The sequence below is a fragment of the Streptomyces sp. S.PB5 genome, assembly GCF_030403745.1.
In the GTDB taxonomy this organism is placed as follows: domain Bacteria; phylum Actinomycetota; class Actinomycetes; order Streptomycetales; family Streptomycetaceae; genus Streptomyces.
Genome location: NZ_JAQMWP010000001.1, coordinates 26467 through 50008, shown reverse-complemented (window position 1 = coordinate 50008; position 23542 = coordinate 26467). Strand labels below are relative to the sequence as shown.

Below are 23542 nucleotides of genomic sequence, written 5' to 3'. Positions count from 1 at the left end.
CGACCATGCACCGTCCGGCCCCGCTCAGAGTTCCGCCTCCCGAAGCGCCGCCTCCAGCAGGGCGCCCGCCGCCCAGCGCATGACGGCCTTCGCCTCGTCGCGGTCGAGTTCGCAGACGTCACGGGTGGTGATGAGGGCCTCGGCGCCGTAGACCAGGGTGACGGCCATGGTCAGCCGGCGGTGGAGGTCGGGCGGGAGGGTGCCGGCGAGGGGTTCGAGGGCGGTGCGGGTGAGGTCGAGGCGGAGGCGGTTGCGGGTGGGGACGTCCCGCGCGTCCTCGTCGGACGGCTCCTGCCAGCGCTCCAGCGAGGCGCGCAGTACCGCTCGCCACACCGCCTCGTCGCCGAGCTGGAGGTCGGCGGTGCGGGACACGGTGAGGTCGATCCGCTCGGCCGGGTCCTCGGGCAGATCGGCGACGGCCTCGAAGCCACGGGCGACGCTCTGCGTCTCCAGGAGCAGCTCCCCGGGGTGGGAGAAGTAGCGGTAGGCGGTGGCCACCGACACCTGGGCCGCCTCGGCGGCATCGGCGATGGTGACCGGTCTGCCCTCACGGACGAGGGCGACGGCGGCGTCGACGAGCGCGCGGCGCGTACGCAGCTTCTGATTGCGCCGCCCCTCGCCGCCCCCCTCACCCCGGTCGCGCGCGCCCCCGCCCCGCGCGCCGGTCGTGCTCCCGGCACGCCCTTCGCTCATGAGAATTCCCTCTTGTCGTGAGAAACTATTCTCATTACGGTATCACCGTCTCACAAACGGGGGCCGCGCCCCTGACCCGGTGCGCGGCATGACGAGAGGGGGTGCCCCCTTGGGCACCATGACACCCGCCGAAATGGAACTGCTCATCGGGACGCACATGCTGGCCGAGGAGCACGGGGACCCGGAGTGCGCGGTCTCCGTCTACACCGAGGACGTCGAGCATGACGTCGTCGGCTTCCCGGGCGACCCGATCCACGGCGTCCAGGCGGCGCTGGAGCGCTACCACCAGCTGGTGAAGGACCTCCGCGTGGAGAAGGCGGAGCGCACCCACACCTACTACTCCGAAGGCGCCGCGACCGTCGAGGACCTGATCACCGCCGTCGTCACCGGCGCCTTCCTCGGCATCCCGGGCAACAACCGCCGGATCACCTTCCGCATGCTGCACGTCTTCGAGTTCAAGGACGGAAGGATCTCCCGCGAGAACGTGTGGCTGGACGGCGCGGCGATCGCGGCCCAGCTGACCGCCGCGGCCTGAGCCGACACAGGCCGACCGGGTGCCGCGCCCTCGACAAGGGGGCGCGGAACACCCTGACCGGGGGTTGGTGGGCGACGGTCTTCCCGGGCCTGCTGACCCTGCTGACCGTGCTGTGCCTGAACATCAGCTCGAAGCCCCCGAGCCCGGCGCCGGCGAGGTCGTACCACTGCCGAGCCCCAACCTCCTGCTCGACCTCAAGGAACGCCTCGGCCTGGCCCTGGTGTTCGTCTCGCACGACATCCAGACGGTACGGCGGATGAGCGACCGCGTGATCACGATGTACCCGGGCCGGATCGTGGAGGAGTCCCCGGCGGCCGGGGGCACCGACGCGGCCCGCCACCCGTAGCGGCTGCCGCTTCCGCACCCGCTGCTGGAAGGCGGACGAGGAGTGCACCGCCGGCATGCCGGACTTCTCGGCCGCGTCGGCCCCCGGACACCGCTTCCGCTGTCACCATCCGGTGGAGGAGGGTGAGCAGACCCGCGACCTCGTGCCCCAGAGCCATGCCGACAGGGAGCCTCGATGACGATCCCCACCCCGCTGACCGGTGTCGTCCCGCCCGTGTGCACCCCGCTGACACCTGAAGGCGAGGTGGACGTCGTGTCGCTGCTGCGGCTGGTCGACCATCTGCTGGAGGGCGGGGTGCACGGGCTGTTCGTCCTCGGTACGACGTCGGAGGCGGCGTATCTGACGGACGCGCAGCGGCGGTTGGTGGTGGAGACGGTGACGGCCCACGTCTCCGGCCAGGTCCCGGTCCTGGCGGGCGCGATCGACATGACGACGCCGAGGGTGCTGGAGCAGGTGGCCTCGGTGACAGCGGCAGGGGCGGACGCGGTGGTGGTGATCTCGCCGTTCTACACACGGACGCATCCGGCGGAGATCGCCCGCCACTACCGCCTGGTGGCGGCGGCGAGCCCGGTGCCGGTCGTGGCGTACGACCTTCCCGTCGCCGTCCACACCAAGCTGCCGGCGGATGTGGTGCTGGAGCTGGCGGCGGAGGGGGTGCTGGCCGGGCTGAAGGACTCCAGCGGGGACCTGGCGGCGTTCCGTGAGGTGATCGCCGGGGCGCGGGACCGGGCCGACATCACCGGCTTCAGTGTGCTGACGGGTTCCGAGCTGATCGTGGACTCGGCGTTGGCGGCGGGGGCGGACGGCGCGGTGCCGGGGCTGGCCAATGTGGACCCGCACGGGTACGTCCGGCTCGACCGGCTGTGCAGGGTGGGTGACTGGGAACGGGCCCGGGTGGAGCAGGAGCGGTTGTGCGCGCTGTTCGGGATGGTGCGGGTCGGTGATCCGGCGCGGATGGGCGGGAGTTCGTCCGCGCTGGGGGCGTTCAAGGCGGCGCTCTACTTGCGGGGGGTCATCGCGTGCCCGTTGACGGCGGAGCCCCAAGTGCCGTTGTCGGAGGGGGAGGTCGAGCGGGTGGGGAAGTATCTGGCGGGGGCGGGGCTGTTGTAGCAGGGTCCGCACGGTGAAGCCGGCGGTGAGGGGACGGCCGGCCCGCGTGGAGTTCTCGGGGTCGGCGGCCGGCCCTCCCCCACAGGAGATCAGCCCTCCCCCACACCCCCGGGCGTCACGAGCCCCGACTCATAGGCCACGATCACCAGCTGCGCCCGGTCCCGCGCCCCCAGCTTCCCCATGATCCGGCTGACATGGGTCTTGGCGGTCAGCGGGCTCAGCCCCAACGCCTCGCCGATCTCGGCGTTGTTGAGCCCTCGCCCGACCAGCGTCAGCACCTCGCGCTCCCGCTCCGACAGGCACTCCGGGCCACCCGAGGGCACCGGTACCGCAGCCGACGGGCTGCGCAGCAGCCGAGCGATCAGCCGGGCCGTGGGGCCGGGCGACAGCAGCGACTCCCCCGCCGCCACCGTACGGATCGCGTCCAGCATCTCCGCCGGCTTCGTGTCCTTGACCAGGAACCCCGACGCCCCCGCCCGCAACGCCTCCACGATGTTCTCGTCGGTGTCGTAGGTCGTCAGGACCAGGACCTTCACCTCGGCCAGTTCCTCGTCCGCCGCGATCAGCCGGGTCGCCTCGATGCCGTCCAGGTCGGGCATCCGGATGTCCATCACGACGAGGTCGGCCCGCGAAGCGCGCGCCAGCTCCACCGCCTCCCGGCCGGTAGCGGCCTCCCCCACGACCTCCATGTCGCGCGCCGAACCCACCAGCATCGCGAACGCGGCCCGGACAAGAGTCTGGTCGTCGGCGAGCAGCACACGGATCGTCATCTGGTCGCATCCCCCACAGCAGTTGTCAGCGGCAGTACGGCCGTCACCGCGAAACCACCCTCCGCCCGTGGCCCCGCGTCGAGTGTGCCACCCACGCTGCGGGCCCGTTCCCGCATGCCGACCAGCCCGAACCCGGGGGTCCCTGAGCCGCCCCCCGGCCCCGCGCCGTCGTCGGTGACCGCGACCCTGAGGGCGCCCTGCTCCTCGTACAGCTCGACGGACACGGAGGTCTCCGGCCCGGCATGGCGCACCGCGTTCGTCAGGGCCTCCTGCACGATCCGGTAGGCCGCCGCACCGACCGCGGGCGGCGCCTGGTGGACCCGTACCGTCTGTTCCACCTTCGCCCCCGCGAGCCGGGCCGCCGAGAACAGGTCGGACAGGCCGTCGAGGCCCGGCAGCGGGCCGCGGACGTCCCCGGCGCCGTCCTGCTCGCGCAGTACCTCCAGCGTCGTACGCAGCTCGCCCCGGGCCGTGCGGCAGGTGTCGGCGATGTCCTCCAGCGCTTTCGCGACGGTCTCCCGGTCGAGGCGCTCGGGGTCCGTGGCCAGGACATGCGCGGCCACCGACGTCTGCACGCCGATCAGCGTGATGCTGTGCGCCAGCAGGTCGTGCAGATCCCGGGCGATCCGCAAGCGTTCCTCCGCCACCCGTCGGCGCGCCTCCTCCTCGCGGGTGCGTTCGGCGCGTTCGGCGCGTTCGACGATCGCGCCGACATAGGTGCGGTGCGCCCGTACCGCTTCGCCCGTGAGCGCGCAGGCGAGGATCCAGCCGGCGATGCGCAGCAGCTCCACACCGCGCTCCGGATTGATCGACAGGAGCATGATCACGCTCAGGCCGAGCAGGGACGGCACCACGATCAGTGTCCGGCGCCTCGGTCCCGCGACCGCGAGCGAGTAGATGGAGACCATCGTCACCACGATCAGCGCGGAGTGGGCGTTGCCGAGGGAGTGGTAGGTGCCCTCCACGACGATGAGCGCGAGCAGCACACCCATCGGGTAGTGCCGCCGCCAGGCGAGCGTCAGCGCCGAGAGGCCGAACAGGATCCAGCCGGTGACGTCCGGTGTGTGCGCGTTGTCGCCCTGCGCCACGAACGCCAGCGGGATCGACGCCAGACCGACCGCCACGGCGAACAGCCAGTCACGCCGGACGGGCCGGACGAACCGCGAGGGCCCGCGGCGGCCGAGTTGCTCACTGATGGTCGACATGCGCTCCATCCTCACCGATCCGACGGAGGACCGGACCTTCGAAGTCGGGCCCCGAAGGCCGGACCCCCGGGCGCGAGCCCGGAAGTCCGGCCGGTTCTCCCTCACCCCGTTCAGCGCACGCCCGCCGGCTCCGCCACCGGCTCCGGCCGCTCCCCGCCCGCGCCGGCCGGTTCCTTCGACAGTGCCCCAGGCCACCACACCTTCCGCCGCAGGGCCACACTCGCGCTGGTGACGAGGTAGGTGCGGACCAGGAAGGTGTCGAGGAGCACCCCGACCGCGACCACGAAGCCCATCTCCACCAGGCTGACCAGCGGCATGTTCGTCAGCACCGCGAAGGTCGCCGCGAGGACCAGCCCCGCCGAGGCGATGACCCCGCCCGTCGTGCGCAGCGCGGTGAGCGCCGCCGTCACCGGGTCGATGCCCTTGAGGGACTCCTCCCGCATGCGGTGCATCAGGAAGATGCCGTAGTCGACGCCGAGAGCCACCAGGAAGACGAAGGACAGCAGGCCGAGCCCCGGATCCATCCCCTCGAAGCCGAACACCGGGCCGAAGACCAGTCCGCCGATGCCGAGCGCCGCGCCCCACACCGCGACCACGGCCGCCACCAGGATCAGCGGCGCCACCACCGACCGCAGCAGGACGATCAGGATCAGCAGCACCGAGACCAGGACGATCGGGATCACGATCAGCCGGTCACGGGCGTTGGTGTCCGCCAGGTCGAGCTGCTGGGCGCTGGCTCCGCCGACCAGCGAGTCGTCGAGGCGGTCGCGCAGGGCCTCGATCGTCTTCGTCTCGCCCGCCGACTGGGGGGCCGAGGTGGCGATGACCGAGATCTCCGTCCAGCCGTCACCGCTGCGTCCCCGCTCGGCAGCGGCCACGCCCTGGGTGTCGCGCACCTCGGCGAGCGCCGCGTCGGCCCGGTCGGTGGGGGCGAGGACGGTGATCGGCTGGGTACCGCGCTCGGGGTAGGCCTTGGCGAGGGTCTCCATGGCGGCGACCGCGTCGGGCTTGGTGGTGAAGGAGTCCTCCTGCTTGAGGGCGCCGGGGAGGTTCAGCACGCCCAGGGCCAGCGCGCCCAGCAGGACCGCGCCGCTTGCGAGGACCGTCAGCGGCCGGCGCCCGGCCGAGCTGCCCATCGCCGCGAACAGCGAGCGGCGGACCTTCGGCGTGCTGCCGTAGCGCGGGACGAGCGGCCAGAAGACGCGGCGGCCGAGCAGCACGAGGACCGCGGGCAGCAGGGTCAGCATGGCGAACAGCGCGCACAGGACGCCGACCGTGCCGAGCGGGCCCATGCCCCGGCTGGAGTTGAGGTCGGCGGCGAGCAGACACAGCAACCCCGCGGCGACCGTCCCGGAGGACGCCAGCACCGCCGGACCGCAGCCCTTGAGGGCGGCGACCATCGCGTCGTACGGCCGCTCGATGCGCCGCAGCTCCTCGCGGTACCGGGACACCAGCAGCAGCGCGTAATCCGTCCCCGCGCCGAACACGAGGATCGTCATGATGCCCGAGCTCGCCCCGGTCACGGACGTCCCGAACCACTGGTTCAGCCCGTACGCCACGCCCATCGACAGGTAGTCGGCCATGCCCGCGACGGCGAGGGGCACCAGCCACAGGAACGGGCTGCGGTAGATGAGGATCAGCAGGAGCGCGACGACCGCGGCGGTGGTGTAGAGCAGCGGCCCGCCGAGCGAGTTGTAGACCTCGGCCGCGTCCGTCTGCAGGGCTCCGGTGCCGCCCACGTCGACGCTCAGCCCGCCCTCGCTGTGCGCGATGTCCCGTACGTCGTTGACGAGCGCGTCACGCGCCTTCTCATCAGTCCCCGGCTCGTTGCTCGCCACCGGGTACATCAGGGTGGCGCCGTCCTTGGACGGAACGCCCTGCGGTTCGGCGGTGAGCCGGTGCGCCCCGGCGATCCGGTCGATCTGCGCGGCGGCGGTCTCCTTGTCCGCGGCGGTCAGCCCGCCGTCCCGGTGATAGACGACGACCATCTCGGTGGCCTCGCCGCCCGGCAGCCGGTCCTGGATCTTCGCGACCTGCGTGGAGTCGGCGCTCGCCGGCAGATAGTCGACCGCCCGGTCCCGCTGGACGTCCGCCAGCTTCGAGGCGAACGGCGAGGTCAGCGCCAGCACGGCGATCCACAGCCCGAGCACGAGCCACGGCACCGCCCGCCGTCGCCGGATAGATGTCCTTGCGGCCCCCATGAGTCGGGCCTCCCCTCGGTCGGGTGTCTGGGTCGGTCTCCAGACTCCCGTCGCACGGGGGCCGATTCGTCGGACGGCAGAGCGAGTTGGGGCTTACTGCGGAGGGCGGCCTTCAGGTGCGGTTACTCCCCAGGGAGTACCGGAAGGAGTACGACGACGACGGCTGCGAGTACGACAACGACGCCGCCGCCCGCCTCCCACCGCACCCCTGCCCGTCAGGACGGCGTCCGCGCCGCCACCAGCAGCCGCGTCACATCGTCCGCGCAGATGGTGAGCGCCGCCCCCACCGTCGCCAGCGCGTCCCGCTCGGCGGGCGTGTACGGCCCGTCCGCCAGCGCGATCCGCGCCCCCTGCAGCAGGATCGATTCACGTCCGGCCGGGGCGAGGTGCGGGGCCAGCGGGTCCAGCGCCTCGTGGAGCTCTATGGCGAGCCCGGCCCCGCAGGGCTGGCCGAAGACCCGCCCGGTGTCCTGGGCCAGCGCCTCGACGAGCGCGCCGAGCTGGTCCTCGGTGCAGTCGTCGAAGCCGGCGGAGCGGACCGTACCGGCCGCCGCCTCCAGCGCCGTACGCGAACAGGTGCCGCCCGCGGCGAGGACCGCGAGGGCGACGGTGTGGACGGCGTCGCGGAGCATCGCGGAGAAGCGGGTGGTGGTGGGGTGGTCGAGGACGTCGGTGCCGTAGTGGCGGTGGCAGGCCGCGCACTCCACGACCGGTCCGGTCTCGCCGCGCGGCAGGACGGGCATGCCGAGGAGGGTGAAGCGGCGCCTGCCGGTCAGCCGCTGGTAGTTGCGGTCGCCGCCGCAGCCGGGGCAGAAGAACTCCCCGTCGCCCACGGGCGTCCACGCGGTGCGGGTCCCCAGAAGGCGCGCATGCCTGGCGGCCTGGCCGTTTCGTCCCCGTCCTGGCAGCACGTCGCACCTCCGCGTAACGGCACGGCAACATCGCCGTGCTGGCGTGATGTTAGCCACATCGGAGAGGCGTAGTCAGTACCCCGGACGAGACCTTTCCGTGACCTGCACAGACCGCTGGCCGGAAACAGACGGGTCCCGCCCGCCTGGATATGGCGGACGGGACCTGAAAACGCCGGTGCGGGAGACGTACCTAGGGGCGCGGGGAACTGCGCGACCAGCCACGACGGCGCAGCACCCGGCACTCAACCCCGTGAGGCACCCTCTTAGCGAGCCGCCCGATTGACGGCGGAGACGACCGCCTTCAGCGACGCACGTGTCGTATTCGCATCGATCCCGATCCCCCACAGAACCTTGCCGTCGATCGCGCACTCGATGTACGACGCAGCCTGCGCCGACGCACCCTCGCTCATCGTGTGCTCCTGGTAGTCCAGCAGCCGCGCGTCGATCCCGATCTTGGCCAGCGCGTCGAAGAACGCGGAGATCGGACCGTTGCCGGTACCGGTCAGCACGGTGTCGACACCATCCACCGTGGCCTCCACCTTCAGCGTGTCCACGCCGTCCGTGTCGGTGGTCGACTGCCCGTTCTTGACCTGGATACGACCCCACGGGTTCTGGGGGTTCGGCAGGTACTCGTCCTGGAAGACGGCCCAGATGTCGGACCCGGTGACCTCGCCGCCCTCGGCGTCCGTCTTGGCCTGGATGAGCTTGGAGAACTCGATCTGCATCCGGCGCGGCAGGTCCAGCTTGTGGTCGTTCTTCAGGACGTAGGCGATACCGCCCTTGCCGGACTGCGAGTTGACGCGGATGACGGCCTCGTACGACCGCCCGACGTCCTTCGGGTCGATCGGCAGGTAGGGAACGGCCCACTCGATGTCATCGACCGTCACACCCTTGGCCGCCGCGTCGGCCTCCATCGCGTCGAAGCCCTTCTTGATGGCGTCCTGGTGGGAGCCGGAGAAGGACGTGTAGACCAGGTCGCCCACGTACGGGTGGCGCGGGTGGACCTCCATCTGGTTGCAGTACTCCCACACGCGACGGATCTCGTCGATGTCGGAGAAGTCGATCTGCGGGTCGACGCCCTGGGAGAACAGGTTCATGCCCAGGGTGACCAGGTCGACGTTGCCGGTGCGCTCGCCCTGTCCGAACAGACAGCCCTCGACGCGGTCGGCGCCGGCCATCAGCGCCAGCTCGGCGGCCGCCACGGCCGTACCGCGGTCGTTGTGCGGGTGGACGGAGACGCAGACGTACTCGCGGCGCGACAGGTTGCGGCTCATCCACTCGAAGCGGTCCGCGTGCGTCGACGGGGTCGAACGCTCCACCGTGGCGGGCAGGTTGAGGATGATCTCGCGGCCCGGACCGGGCTGGTAGACGTCCATCACCGCCTCGCAGACCTCCAGCGCGAAGTCCAGCTCGGTGTCGGTGAAGATCTCCGGGCTGTACTGGTAGCCGAACTCGGTCTCGGGGCCCAGCAGCTTCTCGGCGTACTCCATGACCAGCCGCGTGCCGTCGACGGCGATCTGCTTGATGTCGTCCTTGGAGCCGCGGAAGACCACGCGGCGGAAGACGGGGGCGGTGGCGTTGTACAGGTGGACGGTGGCGCGCTTGGCGCCCTTCAGGGACTCCACCGTGCGCTCGATCAGGTCCTCGCGGGCCTGGGTCAGTACGGAGATGGTGACGTCGTCGGGGATGGCCCCGGGCTCTTCGACGATGGAGCGTACGAAGTCGAAGTCGGTCTGGCCGGAGGCCGGGAAGCCGACCTCGATCTCCTTGTAGCCCATCTTGACCAGCTGGTCGAACATCCGGCGCTTGCGCTCGGGCGACATGGGGTCGATCAGGGCCTGGTTGCCGTCGCGCAGGTCCGTGGAGAGCCAGCGGGGGGCGACGGTGATCCGGTTGTCCGGCCAGGTGCGGTCCGGGATGTCGACCTGGTCGTACCGGCCGTACTTGTGGATCGGCATGGAACTGGGCTGCTGGCGGTTCGCCATGATGCGGGGGCTCCTCAGGGTGTCCGGAAGGACGGCCGACGACGCAACGCCAAGCTCCGCGGGGAGGGAGTCGACCTGGACTACAGGCCCTCGCCGCGGCAGCTAAGAAGAAGCAGCCCGAAACGCATGATGCGAAGCATGCTAGCCGAGCCGGTTCGGATGCGGGGCGCCGTATCAGTATGCGGGACCCGGGTGAGGAATGGGACAAAAAGTGCGCCATACCACTCCGGGGCGGCTAGCCGACCTCCTTATCCATACATTTCACCAATCATGGTTGCGGGTAGTGACAGCGGCATAACTCGATGCGATGGTGCCGGGCATGACGACTCACGGGGGCTACGAGCCCGTCTTCTGCACCGTCGTACCACCCCATGTCCTCGACAAGCTCAGCCAGGCCGAGGACTCCACGCTCGCCGACGCCGCTCGCAAGACGCTGGAACGCGACGCCTACGAACGCACCCACCGCCGTCTGACCACGGTCGTCGGCGCCCCGTCCATCGCCCCGCCGCTCGGCGCGGAGGCCGGCAAACCGCACCGCACCATCTACGACGCCAGGCACCGCACCGACCTGCCCGGCAAGAAGGTCCGCACCGAGGGCTCGGAACCCGGCAAGGACGCCACCGTCAACCGCGCCTACGCGGGCCTCGGCGCCACCTTCGAGCTGTTCCTGAAGGCCTACGAGCGCGACTCGATCGACGCGAACGGCCTCCCCCTGGACGCCACCGTCCACTACGAGGAGAACTACAACAACGCCTTCTGGAACGGCGAGCAGATGGTGTTCGGCGACGGCGACGGCGAGATCTTCCTCGACTTCACCATCCCCATCGACGTCATCGGCCACGAACTCACCCACGGCGTCACCCAGTACACGGCCAACCTCACCTACTTCGGCCAGCCCGGCGCGCTCAACGAGTCGATGTCCGATGTCTTCGGCTCCCTCATCAAGCAGCACACCCTCGGCCAGACCGCCGCCGAGGCCGACTGGCTCATCGGCGCCGGCCTCCTCGCCCCGCGGGTCACCGGCTCGGCCCTGCGCTCCATGAAGGCCCCGGGCACCGCCTACGACGACGACGTCCTCGGCAAGGACCCGCAGCCCGCGACCATGGACGACTTCGTCCGCACCGGCCGCGACAACGGCGGCGTCCACATCAACTCCGGCATCCCCAACCACGCGTTCTACATCGTCGCCACCACCCTCGGCGGCCACGCCTGGGAACGGGCCGGACAGATCTGGTACGACGTCCTGACCGGCGGCAAGCTGAAGAAGGACGCCCTGTTCGTGGACTTCGCCACGCTCACGGTCGAGGCCGCCAAGTCCCGCTACCAGGACGGCGAGGAACTCCAGGCCGTACTGAAGGCGTGGGAGCAGGTCGGGGTGCGCACGGCGTAGTTACGTACTAGACACGGTCCCATGCGTATTCGAGTGAGCCGTACCGGTGGTTTCGCGGGCATCGAGCGTCACGCCGAGGTCGACACCTCGGGACGGCCCGACGCCCATGAGTGGCACGCCCTGGCCGAACAGGCGCTGGCCGCCGGCCGGGGCACTCCGCCCATCGGGGTGCCCGACGGTTTCGCCTACGAGATCACCGTGGACGGAAAGACGGTGTACGCCGCCGACCCCCGACTCACGGAGGAGCAGCGGCAGTTGATCTCACGGGTCCTGAAGGAAGGTGCGTAACCGCTTCTTCACACCCGCCCGTTGACTTCCGTTACCAGCGGTACGGATGATCCGGCGCATGGCGACTGATGACCACGCGATACCCACGTTCCCGCCCGGCTTCCTCTGGGGCGTCTCGACCTCGGCCCATCAGATCGAGGGCGCGGTGGAGTTGCGCGAGCCCTCCGTGTGGGACGCCTTCACGGCCGAGCCGGGACGGGTGAAGGACGGCTCGACGGCGGCGGTGGCCGTCGACCACTACCACCGCTACCCCGAGGACGTGGCGCTCCTGTCCGACCTGGGCGTGGACGCGTACCGCTTCTCGATCTCCTGGCCGCGGGTGCGTTCCGAGGGCGGCCTGGACTTCTACGACCGTCTGGTCGACGCCCTGTGCGCGGCGGGCGTACGACCGGTACCGACCCTCTTCCACTGGGACCTGCCAACCGCCCTGCAAGCTGTACCCAATAGCGGCTCCGCCGCGGGGGGCGGCTGGCTGGAGCGGGACACCGCGGCGCGGTACGCCGAGTACGTGTCGGTCGTCGCCGACCGCCTCGGTGACCGCGTCGCGAAGTGGATCACCATCAACGAACCCGCCGAACACACCCTGTTCGGCCATGCATTGGGCGCCCACGCGCCGGGCAAACAGCTGATGTTCGACGCGCTGCCCGTGGCCCACCACCTCCTGCTGGCCCACGGTCTGGGCGTACAGGCACTGCGCGCGGCGGGTGCGACGGACATCGGGATCGCCAACTCGCACGGGCCGACATGGCCCGCCTCGCAGGAGCAACCCGACCTGGAGGCCGCGGCCTTCTACGACCTGCTGCTGAACCGGCTGTTCGCGGAGCCGGTGCTGCTGGGTGAATACCCGGACGGGCTGGGCGACTTGATGCCGGGCGATGTGGCAGCGGATCTGAAGGTCATCTCGGAGCCCTTGGACTTCTACGGCATCAACTACTACGCGCCGACCCGGGTGGGCGCCCCGCAGGGCACGGACATCGAGTTCGGCGGACTGACGATCCCCGCCGAACTCCCCTTCTCCGTCCAGGAGATCGAGGGCGTACCGGTGACGCACTTCGGCTGGCCGGTGGTCCCGGAGGGCCTGACGGAACTCCTCACCGGCTTCCGGGAGCGCTACGGCGACCGGCTCCCGCCCGTCGTGATCACGGAGAACGGCTGCTCGTACGAGGGGATCGACGACCAGGACCGGATCGCCTACCTCGACGGCCATGTGCGGGCGCTGCACAAGGCGGTGGCGGCCGGGGTGGACGTACGCGGGTACTTCGTGTGGTCGCTGCTCGACAACTTCGAGTGGGCAGAGGGGTACGCGCAGCGCTTCGGGCTGGTGCACGTGGACTTCGAGGATCCCGTGACCCTGACGCGGACGCCGAAGTCCTCGTACGGCTGGTACCAGGAGCTGCTCCGGGCCCAGAGATGACGACGACGGCCCTGGACGAACCCCTCGAGCGGGTCGGCGGCGGCTGGACGGCGGCCCTCTCCCTCTCCAACGTGGCGATCTGGGTGGGCTGGTACGGCCCGCTGCAGATCCTCCTGGCCCGCCAGGCGGAGGACTTCGCGCCCGGCACCGGCATGTCGAAGGAGACGCTGCTGGCGTGGGTGACGGGGGTCGGGGCGGTCGTGTCCCTGTTCGCGAACCCGTTCTTCGGGGCGCTGTCGGACCGGACCACGGCCCGCCGGGGCCGCCGTACGCCGTGGATCGTGGCCGGGGCGGCGGGCGGGGCCCTGTCGCTGCTGGTGCTCGCGGGCGCGGGCGGGCTGTGGCTGATGATGCTCGGCTGGTGTCTGGTCCAGCTGACCCTGAACGCCTCCTTCGCGGCGGTGACGGCGGCGGTGCCGGACCGGGTGCCGCGGCTCCAACGGGGTTCGGTGGGCGGCTGGTTGGGCGCGGCGCAGATCCTGGGCGCGGTCACCGGGACGGGGCTGGCGACGGCGGCGGGCGGGATCGCGGCCGGGTATGCGGCGTGCGCGGGATTCGTGGTGGCGGGGGTGCTGCCGTACGTGCTGCGGTACGAGGACGTACGGCTGCCGCCGGCGGACCGTCCGGCATGGACCTGGCGTTCCTTCCTACGGGGCTTCTGGCTGAGCCCGCGGCGCCACCCGGACTTCGGCTGGGCCTGGCTGACCCGCTTCCTGATCAACCTCAGCAACGCGCTGGTGATCCTCTACCTGCTCTACTACCTGCGGGACCGTCTGCACCACGACGATCCCGAGCAGGGCGTCCTGATCCTCACCGCGGTGAACAGCGTGACGCTGCTGGCCACGGTCGTGGTGGGCGGGGTGTGGTCGGACCGGGTGGGCCGCCGCAAGCCGTTCGTGAAATGGTCCGGCGTGCTGATGGCGGCGGCCACGGCCCTGCTGGCCGGCTGGCAGACCTGGGCCGGCGCGATCGTCGTGGCCGCGCTGCTGGGCGTGGCCCTCGGGGTCTTCATGTCGGTCGACTTCGCCCTGATGACGGACGTCCTCCCCAAGGCCCTGGACCGCGGCAAGGACCTCGGCGTCATCAACATCGCCAACGCCCTCCCCCAGGTGGCCGCCCCCGCCCTCGCGGCACCGGTCGTCACACACCTGGGCGGCTACCGGGTGCTGTACCTGGTGGCGGCGGTGCTGGGGCTGGCGGGGGCGGTGTTGGTGGGGCGGATCAAGGGTGTGGAGTAGGCGTGGACCGAAGGGCGTGGCGGATGCGGAGGGCGCCGGTCAAAGGGCGCGGCGGATACGGAGGGCGCGGGTCAAAGGGCTCCGGCATCCCTGGCCGTGTAGACCGACGGAAAGACCGGCCGATACCCCAGCTCCCTCCGGATCCGCTCCGTGGACATGATCATCTGCCACGGGTCGGGGTCGGTGCGGTCCCGGAGCCCGGCCGGGACCTCGGCCCCGTTCAACTGGTGCAGCTCCACCGCCGTGACGGGCGCGTCGTCGGCGATGTTGTAGATCCGGCCGGCGACACCCGGTGCGTGCAGGATCCGCAGCAGCCCCTGGGCGACGTCCGCGTGGTGCCCCATGTGCAGCCGCTGTGTCGCCGCCCAGTTCCCGGCCCACATCAGGGACTGCGCGAGATGCGGATCGCCCTCCCCGTACACGAACGGCAGCCGGGCGACCCGCACGTCCAGCCCCTCCAGGGCCAGCAACTCCCGCTCCGCCCGCGCCTTCGACTCGGGATACGCGCCCCACATCGAACCGCCGGGCCGGCTCTCGTCCTCCTCGGTCACCGGACGCCCCCGCCCCATGCCGTACACCAGTCCCGTACTGACCTGCACGAAGCGCTGTACGCCGGCGGCGAGGGCGGCGCGGCCGAGGGCGATGGCGGCGTCCCGGTTGACGGCCCGGGCCTCGTCGTCCGGCACCCCGCGGAAGGCGGCGGCGACGTTGACGACGGCGTCCACCCCTGCGACGGCCTTCCCGAGGGCCGCGTCGTCCCGTAGGTCCCCGACGACGACCTCGGCGCCGAGCTCGGCGAACGGTTCCCCGCGGGCGGCGTCCCGCACGAGGACCCGAACCCGCTCGCCGGGCCGTGCCTGGGCGATCAGCCTGGGCGTGAACCGCCGCCCGACCTGCCCGGTGGTCCCTGTCACCAATGTCAGCATGTGGATGCTCCTCTCGTCACCGACCAGCCTGGGACGGAGTCGGGGGCGACGGGAGAGACCTGTGGATCGGGGGACCGACAGTCCCTGGATAAGCCGGGCGGGTTGCCGCAGCCTGGAGAGGTGAACCGAGCCGAGCTAGCCGACTTCCTGCGCCGCGGGCGCGCCCGACTGGAGCCGTCGGACGTGGGCCTGACGGCGGGCGCCCGCCGCCGTACACCGGGCCTGCGGAGGGAGGAGGTGGCGGCGCTGGCGGGCATGTCGGTGGACTACTACACCCGCCTGGAACAGTCCCGGGGCCCACGCCCGTCCCGCCAGATGCTGACGGCACTGGCCCGTGCCCTCCGCCTCACCGCGGACGAACGCGACCACCTGTTCCACCTGACCGGCGAGGAGCCGCCCCGCAGAGAGCCGACCTCGGCACACGTACGCCCAGGTCTGCTCCTGGTCCTCGACCGTCTGCACGACACCCCGGCGCACGTGGTGACGGACTGCGGCGAGATCCTGGCCCAGAACGCGATGTCGAGGGCCCTGACCGGAGACGCCTTCGCCCGCCCGCCCCGCGACCGCAACTTCCTCCGCCGCTTCTTCCTGGACCCGGCGTCACGCGACCTCTTCCCCCCGGAGGACATCCCCGACCACGCCCGCGCCCACGTGGCCAACCTCCGAGCGGTATCGGCAGCCCGCCCCGACGACCCGACACCGGCCGCGCTGGTGGCTGAACTCCGCTCATCGAGCGAGGAGTTCGCAACCCTCTGGAACGAACACGAGGTGGCCGTACGCCGCCAGTCCACCAAGCGCTTCCGCCACCCGGCGGTAGGCCTCCTGGAACTCGACTGCGAGATCCTCCTGAACCAGGACGACCACCACCTGCTGATCATCCACACGGCCCGCCCGGGCACGGAGTCGTACGAGCGCTTGCGGCTGCTGCGGGTGGTGGGTCTGCAGGACATGGCCCCGAGTGGGGCCGAATTCACTGACGCCGGTCCGCATCACTCAGCCCGTCCGCCGAAGCGGGGGTCTGGCGGCGGCAGCCCCCGGTGGGGGTCCCCCCTCTGAGGGAGGGACGGGTAGGGGCGGCGGGGCGAGGAGAACCCCTCAGAACCCCAGCTTCCGCAACTGCCGAGGATCCCGCTGCCAGTCCTTCGCCACCTTCACATGCAGATCGAGGAAGACCGGTGTCCCCAGCAGCGCCTCGATCTGCTTCCGCGACTTGATACCGACCTCCTTCAGGCGCTTGCCCTTGGGGCCGATGATGATGCCCTTCTGGCTGGGGCGCTCGATGTAGACGAAGGCGTGAATGTCGAGGAGGGGCTTGTCGGCGGGGCGGTCCTCGCGGGGGAGCATCTCCTCCACCACGACCGCGATGGAGTGGGGGAGCTCGTCGCGGACACCTTCCAGCGCGGCCTCGCGGATCAGTTCCGCGATCATGACCTGCTCGGGCTCGTCGGTGAGCTCACCGTCCGGGTAGAGCGCGGGCCCCTCGGGGAGCATCGGGACCAGGAGGTCGGCGAGCAGGTCGACCTGCTTGTTCGCCGTCGCCGACACCGGCACGATCTCCGCCCACTCGATCCCCAGCTCCTTGCCGAGCTGGTCGATCGCGATGAGCTGCTCGGCGAGGGTCTTGGAGTCGACGAGGTCCGTCTTCGTGACGATGGCGACCTTCGGGGACTTCTTGATCCCGGCCAGTTCCTTCGCGATGAAGCGGTCACCGGGACCGAGCTTCTCGTTCGCGGGGAGGCAGAACCCGATGACGTCGACTTCGGCCCACGTCGTACGGACGACGTCGTTGAGCCGCTCGCCGAGCAGCGTCCGCGGCTTGTGCAGCCCAGGCGTGTCGACCAGGATCAGCTGGGCGTCGGGCCGGTGCACGATCCCCCGTACCGTGTGCCGGGTCGTCTGCGGCTGGTTGGCGGTGATCGCCACCTTCTGCCCGACCAGAGCGTTCGTGAGGGTGGACTTGCCCGCGTTGGGCCGCCCCACGAAGCAGGCGAAGCCCGCACGGTGGACGGGCTGGCCCGACTGCTCGGATGACTGGGTACGAACGCTCATGCCCCCCATTCTCCCTGATCCCCGGACCCCCGCCGCACAGCGGACATCACCCCGGGCCCCGGACCGGAACCGCCTCGGCGCTCACCCCGCCGCTCACCTCGCCGTGAGCAGCTCGACAAGCATGGCAAGCTCGGCCGGAAACGCGAGCGCCAGTACCGCGGTCTGGGCCGTTCCGACACATCCCTGGTGACGTACCGCCTCGCCAGGAGCACACCGGACTGGACCTTACGGTGCACGCCGAGACGGCATACGATCACGGCGTCCTGGGCCACGGCGCCCCGGTCAGCGCGTCCTCCGTCCCCTCCAGCCAGAAGGTCGAGAGCCAGGCATGAAGCTCATCACCGCCATCGTCAAGCCGTACCGCCTCGACGAGGTGAAGACCGCCCTCCAGGAGCTCGGTGTGCACGGTCTGACCGTGACCGAGGCCAGCGGCTACGGCCGGCAGCGCGGCCACACCGAGGTGTACCGCGGCGCCGAGTACCAGGTGGACCTGGTCCCCAAGGTCCGTATCGAGGTCGTCGTGGACGACGCCGACTCCGACGCCGTCATCGACGCGATCGTCAAGGCCGCCCAGACCGGCAAGATCGGCGACGGCAAGGTCTGGGTCCTGCCGGTCGACACGGTCGTCCGGGTGCGCACGGGCGAGCGCGGTCCCGACGCGCTCTGAGACTGCGAACTGATGGAGCGTCAGTTCAGCTCGTGGCGGCTTGAACTGACGCTCCACACGGGCCCATTGGCCCGGTTCGATCGCGGATTCTCAGTCGAACACGAACGGTCCGGGCGACTGCGGCCCGGTCGCCGTGCAGGTGACGGTGATCCCGAAGACGACGATCTGCAGCGACCCGCCGTAGGCCTCAAGGCTGTCACCGGAGGCCACGGTGCCGCTGAGCGGCCCGACGGTGACCGGGTCACCGGCGGCAAGGGCCGGATTCTCGGTGCCGCTGAAGGTGGCGGTGCCGCCACCGGCCTTCGCCAGGGTGAGGGTGGAGGTGATGGAGTCCTCGGACAGCGCGATCGGCGCGGTGATCGCCGAGGTGACGGTGATCGTCGCGGCCGTGCCGTCCTGGGTGGCGGTGAGCGTGGCCTGACCGCTGCCGAAGCTTCCGCAGTCGGCGGTGATGGTCGCGGTGTCAGGTGTCACGGCGACCGCGGACGGCGCGAACGCCAGGCCCGAGACCGCGAGGGCCCCGACCACCAGCGCCGCACCGGTACCGGTTCGTTTGCCTCTCATAGGGTTTCCGACTCCCTTCCCATACAGGGAATTCGCCATGTGGGGATGGATGCGGGAGATACCCGACGACCCGCCGACGACCCTCCGACGGGCGTGGTGCGGAACGCTCCGTGTGGGGGGTGGCGGGAAAAATCTGACGGACCGTCGGAACCACCGGTTCCATTGATGCGCGAGAGACTGACGACGACAAGGTTCAATTTCGGCCGACCGCGGCTACGCCGCCTCGTGACGCCGGCTGAGGGCGAGGAACGCCGGGGCTCAGCCCGCGGACACCGTCCGTCGCACGGCCCCGTCCGGCCCGGCCACCAGCACCGGCGTAGCCGCCCCGCCCAGATCCCGTACCGCCGAGAGATCCTCCGCGGGCACCGACTCCGCCTCGGTGACCACCGCCGCCGCCTCCAGCGACTTCGCCCCGGAAGCCACGGCCATGGCCACAGCCGTCCGCAGCGCGCTCAACCGCAGCGAGTCGAGAGCGACCGTCCCCGCCGCATAGGTCCGCCCCGTCTCGTCCCGCACGGCCGCCCCCTCGGGCACCCCGTTGCGAGCCCGCGCGGAACGAGCCAGGGTGACGATCTTGCGGTCCTCGGGATCAAGCGCGCTGTCGGTCATGAGCCGAGCATAAACACCACGCCTCAGCCCCGGTCCAGCCGGAGCCGCTCCGCCCGCGGCAGCCCCGCCACCACAAGGTCGTAGGAGTCCTCGATGAGCTCCCGCACCAGCCGGTCCGGCAACGCACCGTCCACCGTCACCGTGTTCCAGTGCCGCTTGTTCATGTGGTACCCGGGAATGATCAGCCCCTCGTGCTCGCCGCGGAGCCGGATCGCGTCCTCCGGGTCGCACTTGAGGTTGACCTTCAGCGGTTCGCTGTCCATCCAGCTCAGCGCGAACATCTTGCCGAGCACCTTGAAGACCGGGATCTCCGGAGCGAAGGGGAAGTCCTCGACCGCGGCGTTGAAGGACAGGCAGAAGTCCCGCAGTTCCTTCGGGGTCACTCTTCCTCCTTGGGGTCCTCCACCGGCTCCACCGGCTCCACCGGCTCCACCAGCACCGTGACGATCTTGTTCCGCCGCCCCGCGGCGGCCTCCGCGGTGAGCCGCAGTCCGCGCCCGTCCGGAAGCTCGACCACCGAGGACGCCCCCGCGATCGGCACCCTCCCGAGCGCCTTGGCGAGCAGGCCTCCGACGGTCTCCACGTCCTCGTCGTCGTACTCGTCGAGCCCGTACAGGTCTCCCAGGTCGGTGATGTCGAGCCGGGCGGTGACCCGGTACCGCTCCTCGCCCAGCTCCTCCACCGGCGGCAGCTCACGGTCGTACTCGTCGGTGATCTCCCCGACGATCTCCTCGAGGATGTCCTCGATGGTGACGATGCCGGCCGTGCCGCCGTACTCGTCGATGACGACGGCGACGTGGTTGCGGTCCCGCTGCATCTCCCGCAGCAGATCCCCGGCGTTCTTGGTGTCCGGCACGAACGCGGCGGGCCGCATCGCCGTCGACACCAGCTCGCTCTCGGCATCGCGGCTGATGTGCGTCTTACGGGCCAGATCCTTGAGATACACGATCCCGACGACGTCGTCCTCGCTCTCCCCGGTCACCGGTATCCGCGAGAACCCGGACCTGAGCGCCAGCGTCAACGCCTGACGGATCGTCTTGTACCGCTCGATGACCACCAGATCGGTCCGGGGCACCATGACTTCCCGCACCAGCGTGTCCCCCAGCTCGAAGACCGAGTGCACCATCCGCCGCTCGTCGTCCTCGATGAGCGACTCCGCCTCCGCGAGATCGACCAGCGCCCGCAGCTCCGCCTCGGAGGCGAAGGGCCCACGCCGGAACCCCTTGCCCGGCGTGAGCGCGTTGCCGATGAGGATCAGCAGATTCGGGATCGGCCCCATGACCCGCGCGAGCGGCAGCAGCACGTACGCCGCCGCGGTGGACGTGTTGAGCGGATGCTGGCGGCCGATGGTCCGCGGGGAGACCCCGACGGCGACGTACGACACCAGCACCATCACCCCGATGGCGACGAGCAGCGCCTCGGTGGTGCCGTTGAACTCCTGCAGGCAGGCGTAGGTGACCAGGGCGGCCGCGGCCATCTCGCAGGCCACGCGGACCAGCAGCGCGACGTTGAGATAACGGGTCGGGTCGGCGGCGACCTGGGCGAGCTTGGCACTGCCGCGCCGCCCGGAGCGGACGGCCTCCTCGGCGCGGAAGCTCGACATGCGGGCCAGGCCCGCCTCCGCACAGGCGGCGAGCCAGGCGACGACCACCAGCGCGATGGCGCCGGAGACGAGGGGAAGGCTCATGACACGGTCGGGGCGGGAGACGGACCCGTCAGCCCCTTCTCGGCCCGCCATCCGTCCACGATGGCCGCCTGGAGGCCGAACATCTCGGCCTTCTCGTCCGGCTCCTCATGGTCGTATCCGAGCAGGTGCAGCACACCGTGGACGGTGAGCAGCTGAAGCTCCTCGTCCATGGTGTGCTGCGTCTCGGCTTCCTCGCCCTGCTTCTTGGCGACCTCGGGACAGAGCACGATGTCGCCGAGGAGGCCCTGCGGGGGCTCGTCGTCGTCCTTGCTGGGCGGCCTGAGCTCGTCCATCGGGAAGGACATGACGTCCGTGGGCCCCGGCAGGTCCATCCACTGGATGTGCAGCTGCTCCATGGCGTCGGCGTCCACGACGATCACCGAGAGCTCGGAGAGCGGGTGGATGCGCATCCGCGCGAGTGCGTAGCGGGCGATGTCGAGGATCGCCTGCTCGTCGACCTCGGTTCCGGACTCGTTGTTGACGTCGATCGACATGGTGCTGAGGTGTCTACTTCCCCTTGTGCCCGGACCGCCCCCGGCCGCCCTTGTCCTTGTGCGTGCCGTTCTCGGTGCCGTGCTTGCTGTCGTACTTCTCGTACGCGTCGACGATACGGCCGACCAGCTTGTGCCGTACGACGTCCTGCGACGACAGGCGGGAGAAGTGGACGTCGTCGAGGCCTTCGAGGATGTCCTGGACCTGACGCAGACCCGACTTGGTGCCGTTGGGCAGGTCGACCTGGGTCACGTCACCCGTGATCACGATCTTCGAGTCGAAGCCGAGCCGGGTGAGGAACATCTTCATCTGCTCGGGCGAGGTGTTCTGGGCCTCGTCGAGGATGATGAAGGCGTCGTTGAGCGTACGGCCGCGCATGTACGCCAGCGGCGCGACCTCGATCGTGCCCGCGGCCATGAGCCGGGGGATGGAGTCGGGGTCGAGCATGTCGTGCAGCGCGTCGTACAGCGGGCGCAGATAGGGGTCGATCTTCTCGTAGAGCGTGCCGGGCAGGAAGCCCAGCCGCTCTCCGGCCTCCACGGCCGGCCGGGTCAGGATGATGCGGTTGACCTGCTTGGACTGCAGGGCCTGCACCGCCTTGGCCATGGCGAGATAGGTCTTGCCGGTACCGGCGGGGCCGATGCCGAAGACGATCGTGTGCTTGTCGATCGCGTCGACGTACCGCTTCTGGTTGAGGGTCTTGGGGCGGATCGTGCGGCCGCGCGAGGAGAGAATGTTCTGGGTGAGGACCTCGGCCGGGGTCTCCGGGCCGTCCCCCTCGCCGTTCTCACTCGCTCTGAGCATGGCGATGGAGCGTTCCACTGCGTCCTCCGTCATCGGCTGTCCGGTGCGGAGCACCAGCATCATCTCGTCGAACAGGCGCTGGATGAGGGCGACTTCGGCCGGATTGCCGACCGCGCTGACCTCATTGCCCCGGACATGGATGTCGGCCGCCGGGAAGGCCCTCTCGATCACGCGCAGAAGGGAGTCGCCGGACCCCAGCACGGTCACCATGGGGTGCTGGGCGGGGACGGTGAACTGTGCTCTCGCCTGCCCCTGCGCGGGTGTGTGAGCTGTGGGTGTCTGAGTCATGGGCCGGCTCTGTAGGCCTTGCTCGTCCTCCTCGAAACGACTCGCCCGCCACATGGGCGGCCTGGCGATTTCAAGGGTACGCCGGGGGACTGACAACCCCGTAGGCCTTTTCGGGAGCGGACCGCCTCCCGGACCGTCTCCCAGGGCGGGACCGGTGAGGGCGCCCTCAGTGAAACGGTGAGCCCTGCATGCGACCCCCGCGGGGATGGGCAGAATCCGCCCCGTCCGTGCCACACGTGTTCGGGCGGCGTAGACCGTCGCCGAAAGTCCGTCGCCGAAAGTCCGGGGAAAGCAGGTCGGTCGTGCTGTTGCGTCTGCCCACGTCCGTGTCCGAGGCACAGCAGTGCCTGTCCGAGGGAGCGATACCCGTCGGCGGCGCCACCCTGCAGTGGGCCGTCTGGCAACGGGACGGCTTCCCGGAGCAGGCCATGTCGCTGCGCGAGGTACCGGAGGCCAATGTCCTCGGCGCCGAGGAACTGGGCGCGGCGGTGCTCCTGTCCAAGGTCGACGACCGGGTCCCGGAGGTACTGCGCCGGGCGGCCTCCCGGGTCGGCACGGGCGCGGTGCGCCGGACGGCGACGGTCGGCGGCAACATAGTCGGCAGCAGCCTGCGCTGTCTGCTCCCGGCGGCCCTGGTCCTGGACGCCCGCGCCACGGTCCTGGACGCGGAGGGCCCGTACGAGACCGACCTCACCGAGCTCACGGCCAAGCGCCCGGTCCTCCTGAACCTCCGCTGGCGCACCCCTCTGGCCAGCAGCCACCGCAAGCTCCCCGACGGCCCGGGCGGCGAGCCCCCGCTGGTGGTCGCCGCCGCGGTGACGGCCACGGCGGAGGGACGCCTGCTGCGAGTCGCCGTACGGGACGGCTACGACGTGCTGAGCGAGAGCGTGGAGTACGCCCCGCAGGCCGGTCCGCCCCTCGACGCCCTGGACCACACCTCGATCGGCGCCCTGCCGGAAAAGGCCCGCCAGGTGATCCACACCGAGGTGACCACGCTCACCACCCGGACCACCTGAACCGACGACAGACGGTCACGCGGAGACACGGACGCATGGAACGCGGGGGCCGGCCGCCCCACCGGCCTGAGAAGCCCGTCCACCGACCGTCACGCGGACGCACGGAACGCGAGGGGTAGCCGCCCACCAAGAGAAACCCCTCCGCCGACCGTCCCCCGGACGCACGGAACGCGGGGAGCGGGCCGCCCCACCAGCCTCAGAAACCCGTCCGCCGACCCTCACGCGGACCCTGGACTCCAGCCCCGGCCCCGGCCCCAGCCCCAGCCCCAGCCCCAGGAACACGATCACCGGCACCACGCACACCAGCCGGACCAACCGGCGAAAGCCCCCGGCCAACACCACCGCCCCACACAC

Annotated in this window: 23 protein-coding genes and 1 pseudogene; 10 read left to right on the top strand and 14 right to left on the bottom strand. The window is 70.7% G+C overall.

What is annotated here, in order from left to right; all coding sequences use genetic code 11:
• Positions 1-24: 24 nt before the first annotated feature.
• Positions 25-693, bottom strand: a complete 669-nt coding sequence (locus PH203_RS00240) for a TetR/AcrR family transcriptional regulator (RefSeq protein WP_289914684.1) — start codon at positions 691-693, stop codon at positions 25-27.
• Positions 694-811: 118 nt separating this feature from the next.
• Between PH203_RS00240 and PH203_RS00235 the strand changes: the two genes are divergently transcribed.
• The 3 genes and pseudogenes from PH203_RS00235 to PH203_RS00225 all read left to right on the top strand — a co-directional run bounded on the left by PH203_RS00235 (position 812) and on the right by PH203_RS00225 (position 2684).
• Entirely contained in the window at positions 812-1228 is a 417-nt protein-coding gene (locus PH203_RS00235) for an ester cyclase (RefSeq protein WP_289914683.1), read from the top strand.
• 178 nt (positions 1229-1406) lie between these two features.
• Positions 1407-1752 (top strand): annotated as a pseudogene (locus PH203_RS00230) (peptide ABC transporter ATP-binding protein); the annotation flags it as partial.
• Positions 1749-2684: a dihydrodipicolinate synthase family protein gene (locus PH203_RS00225; protein WP_289914681.1), complete on the top strand. Its 936-nt coding sequence runs from the start codon at positions 1749-1751 to the stop codon at positions 2682-2684. The pseudogene PH203_RS00230 and the gene PH203_RS00225, both read left to right, overlap by 4 nt.
• A gap of 89 nt (positions 2685-2773) precedes the next feature.
• Here the strand turns inward: PH203_RS00225 and PH203_RS00220 are convergent, their stop codons facing one another.
• The 5 genes from PH203_RS00220 to leuA form a co-directional block, all read right to left on the bottom strand.
• On the bottom strand, positions 2774-3454 hold the full coding sequence (locus PH203_RS00220) for a response regulator transcription factor (RefSeq protein ID WP_289914679.1): 681 nt from the start codon (positions 3452-3454) through the stop codon (positions 2774-2776).
• The gene (locus tag PH203_RS00215) at positions 3451-4659 is read right to left on the bottom strand and encodes a histidine kinase (protein WP_289914677.1); all 1209 of its coding nucleotides are present in this window, start codon (positions 4657-4659) and stop codon (positions 3451-3453) included. Before PH203_RS00215 ends, PH203_RS00220 begins: the two co-directional genes overlap by 4 nt.
• Positions 4660-4769: 110 nt before the next feature.
• Positions 4770-6860, bottom strand: coding sequence for an MMPL family transporter (locus PH203_RS00210; RefSeq protein WP_289914675.1), 2091 nt, complete (start codon positions 6858-6860; stop codon positions 4770-4772).
• 215 nt (positions 6861-7075) lie between these two features.
• Positions 7076-7771 carry a TerB family tellurite resistance protein gene (locus PH203_RS00205; RefSeq protein ID WP_289914673.1) on the bottom strand — a complete coding sequence of 232 codons (696 nt, stop codon included), beginning with the start codon at positions 7769-7771 and terminating at the stop codon, positions 7076-7078.
• Positions 7772-8034: 263 nt separating this feature from the next.
• Complete coding sequence (leuA, locus tag PH203_RS00200) at positions 8035-9756, bottom strand: 2-isopropylmalate synthase (protein WP_289914671.1); 1722 nt, start codon at positions 9754-9756, stop codon at positions 8035-8037.
• A gap of 319 nt (positions 9757-10075) precedes the next feature.
• On the opposite strand from leuA, the gene PH203_RS00195 reads away from it, so the two are divergent.
• Genes PH203_RS00195 through PH203_RS00180 form a run of 4 tightly spaced genes read left to right on the top strand, consistent with a single transcriptional unit; the run spans position 10076 to position 14086 of the window.
• Positions 10076-11146: a M4 family metallopeptidase gene (locus PH203_RS00195; protein ID WP_289914668.1), complete on the top strand. Its 1071-nt coding sequence runs from the start codon at positions 10076-10078 to the stop codon at positions 11144-11146.
• Positions 11147-11167: 21 nt separating this feature from the next.
• Complete coding sequence (locus tag PH203_RS00190) at positions 11168-11434, top strand: protealysin inhibitor emfourin (RefSeq protein WP_289914666.1); 267 nt, start codon at positions 11168-11170, stop codon at positions 11432-11434.
• 58 nt (positions 11435-11492) lie between these two features.
• Positions 11493-12848, top strand: coding sequence for a GH1 family beta-glucosidase (locus PH203_RS00185; protein ID WP_289914664.1), 1356 nt, complete (start codon positions 11493-11495; stop codon positions 12846-12848).
• Entirely contained in the window at positions 12845-14086 is a 1242-nt protein-coding gene (locus PH203_RS00180) for an MFS transporter (protein WP_289914662.1), read from the top strand. Before PH203_RS00185 ends, PH203_RS00180 begins: the two co-directional genes overlap by 4 nt.
• A gap of 71 nt (positions 14087-14157) precedes the next feature.
• Here PH203_RS00180 and PH203_RS00175 read toward each other — a convergent pair whose 3' ends face one another.
• Positions 14158-15012, bottom strand: coding sequence for an NAD(P)-dependent oxidoreductase (locus PH203_RS00175; RefSeq protein ID WP_289914661.1), 855 nt, complete (start codon positions 15010-15012; stop codon positions 14158-14160).
• Positions 15013-15132: 120 nt separating this feature from the next.
• Here PH203_RS00175 and PH203_RS00170 point away from each other — a divergent pair, with 120 nt between their 5' ends.
• Complete coding sequence (locus PH203_RS00170; RefSeq protein WP_289914659.1) at positions 15133-16068, top strand: helix-turn-helix transcriptional regulator; 936 nt, start codon at positions 15133-15135, stop codon at positions 16066-16068.
• A gap of 39 nt (positions 16069-16107) precedes the next feature.
• On the opposite strand, the gene era is transcribed toward PH203_RS00170, so the two are convergent.
• Positions 16108-17070 (bottom strand): GTPase Era, encoded by a 963-nt coding sequence (gene era, locus PH203_RS00165; RefSeq protein WP_289914658.1) that lies wholly within the window; start codon positions 17068-17070, stop codon positions 16108-16110.
• A gap of 319 nt (positions 17071-17389) precedes the next feature.
• On the opposite strand from era, the gene PH203_RS00160 reads away from it, so the two are divergent.
• Positions 17390-17728, top strand: a complete 339-nt coding sequence (locus tag PH203_RS00160) for a P-II family nitrogen regulator (protein WP_289914657.1) — start codon at positions 17390-17392, stop codon at positions 17726-17728.
• Between the two features lie 90 nt (positions 17729-17818).
• Here PH203_RS00160 and PH203_RS00155 read toward each other — a convergent pair whose 3' ends face one another.
• From PH203_RS00155 to PH203_RS00130, 6 genes are all read right to left on the bottom strand, one after another.
• On the bottom strand, positions 17819-18292 hold the full coding sequence (locus PH203_RS00155; protein ID WP_289914655.1) for a hypothetical protein: 474 nt from the start codon (positions 18290-18292) through the stop codon (positions 17819-17821).
• A gap of 258 nt (positions 18293-18550) precedes the next feature.
• A complete protein-coding gene (locus PH203_RS00150; RefSeq protein WP_289914653.1) occupies positions 18551-18901 on the bottom strand; it encodes a cytidine deaminase in 351 nt (116 codons plus the stop codon).
• 23 nt (positions 18902-18924) lie between these two features.
• The gene (locus tag PH203_RS00145; RefSeq protein ID WP_289914648.1) at positions 18925-19284 is read right to left on the bottom strand and encodes an MmcQ/YjbR family DNA-binding protein; all 360 of its coding nucleotides are present in this window, start codon (positions 19282-19284) and stop codon (positions 18925-18927) included.
• On the bottom strand, positions 19281-20588 hold the full coding sequence (locus tag PH203_RS00140) for a hemolysin family protein (protein WP_289914646.1): 1308 nt from the start codon (positions 20586-20588) through the stop codon (positions 19281-19283). Before PH203_RS00140 ends, PH203_RS00145 begins: the two co-directional genes overlap by 4 nt.
• Entirely contained in the window at positions 20585-21082 is a 498-nt protein-coding gene (ybeY, locus tag PH203_RS00135) for an rRNA maturation RNase YbeY (RefSeq protein ID WP_289914643.1), read from the bottom strand. Before ybeY ends, PH203_RS00140 begins: the two co-directional genes overlap by 4 nt.
• A gap of 13 nt (positions 21083-21095) precedes the next feature.
• Complete coding sequence (locus PH203_RS00130) at positions 21096-22172, bottom strand: PhoH family protein (RefSeq protein WP_289914642.1); 1077 nt, start codon at positions 22170-22172, stop codon at positions 21096-21098.
• A 302-nt stretch (positions 22173-22474) separates the two neighbouring features.
• On the opposite strand from PH203_RS00130, the gene PH203_RS00125 reads away from it, so the two are divergent.
• Entirely contained in the window at positions 22475-23188 is a 714-nt protein-coding gene (locus tag PH203_RS00125) for an FAD binding domain-containing protein (RefSeq protein WP_289914639.1), read from the top strand.
• Positions 23189-23542: the final 354 nt, after the last annotated feature.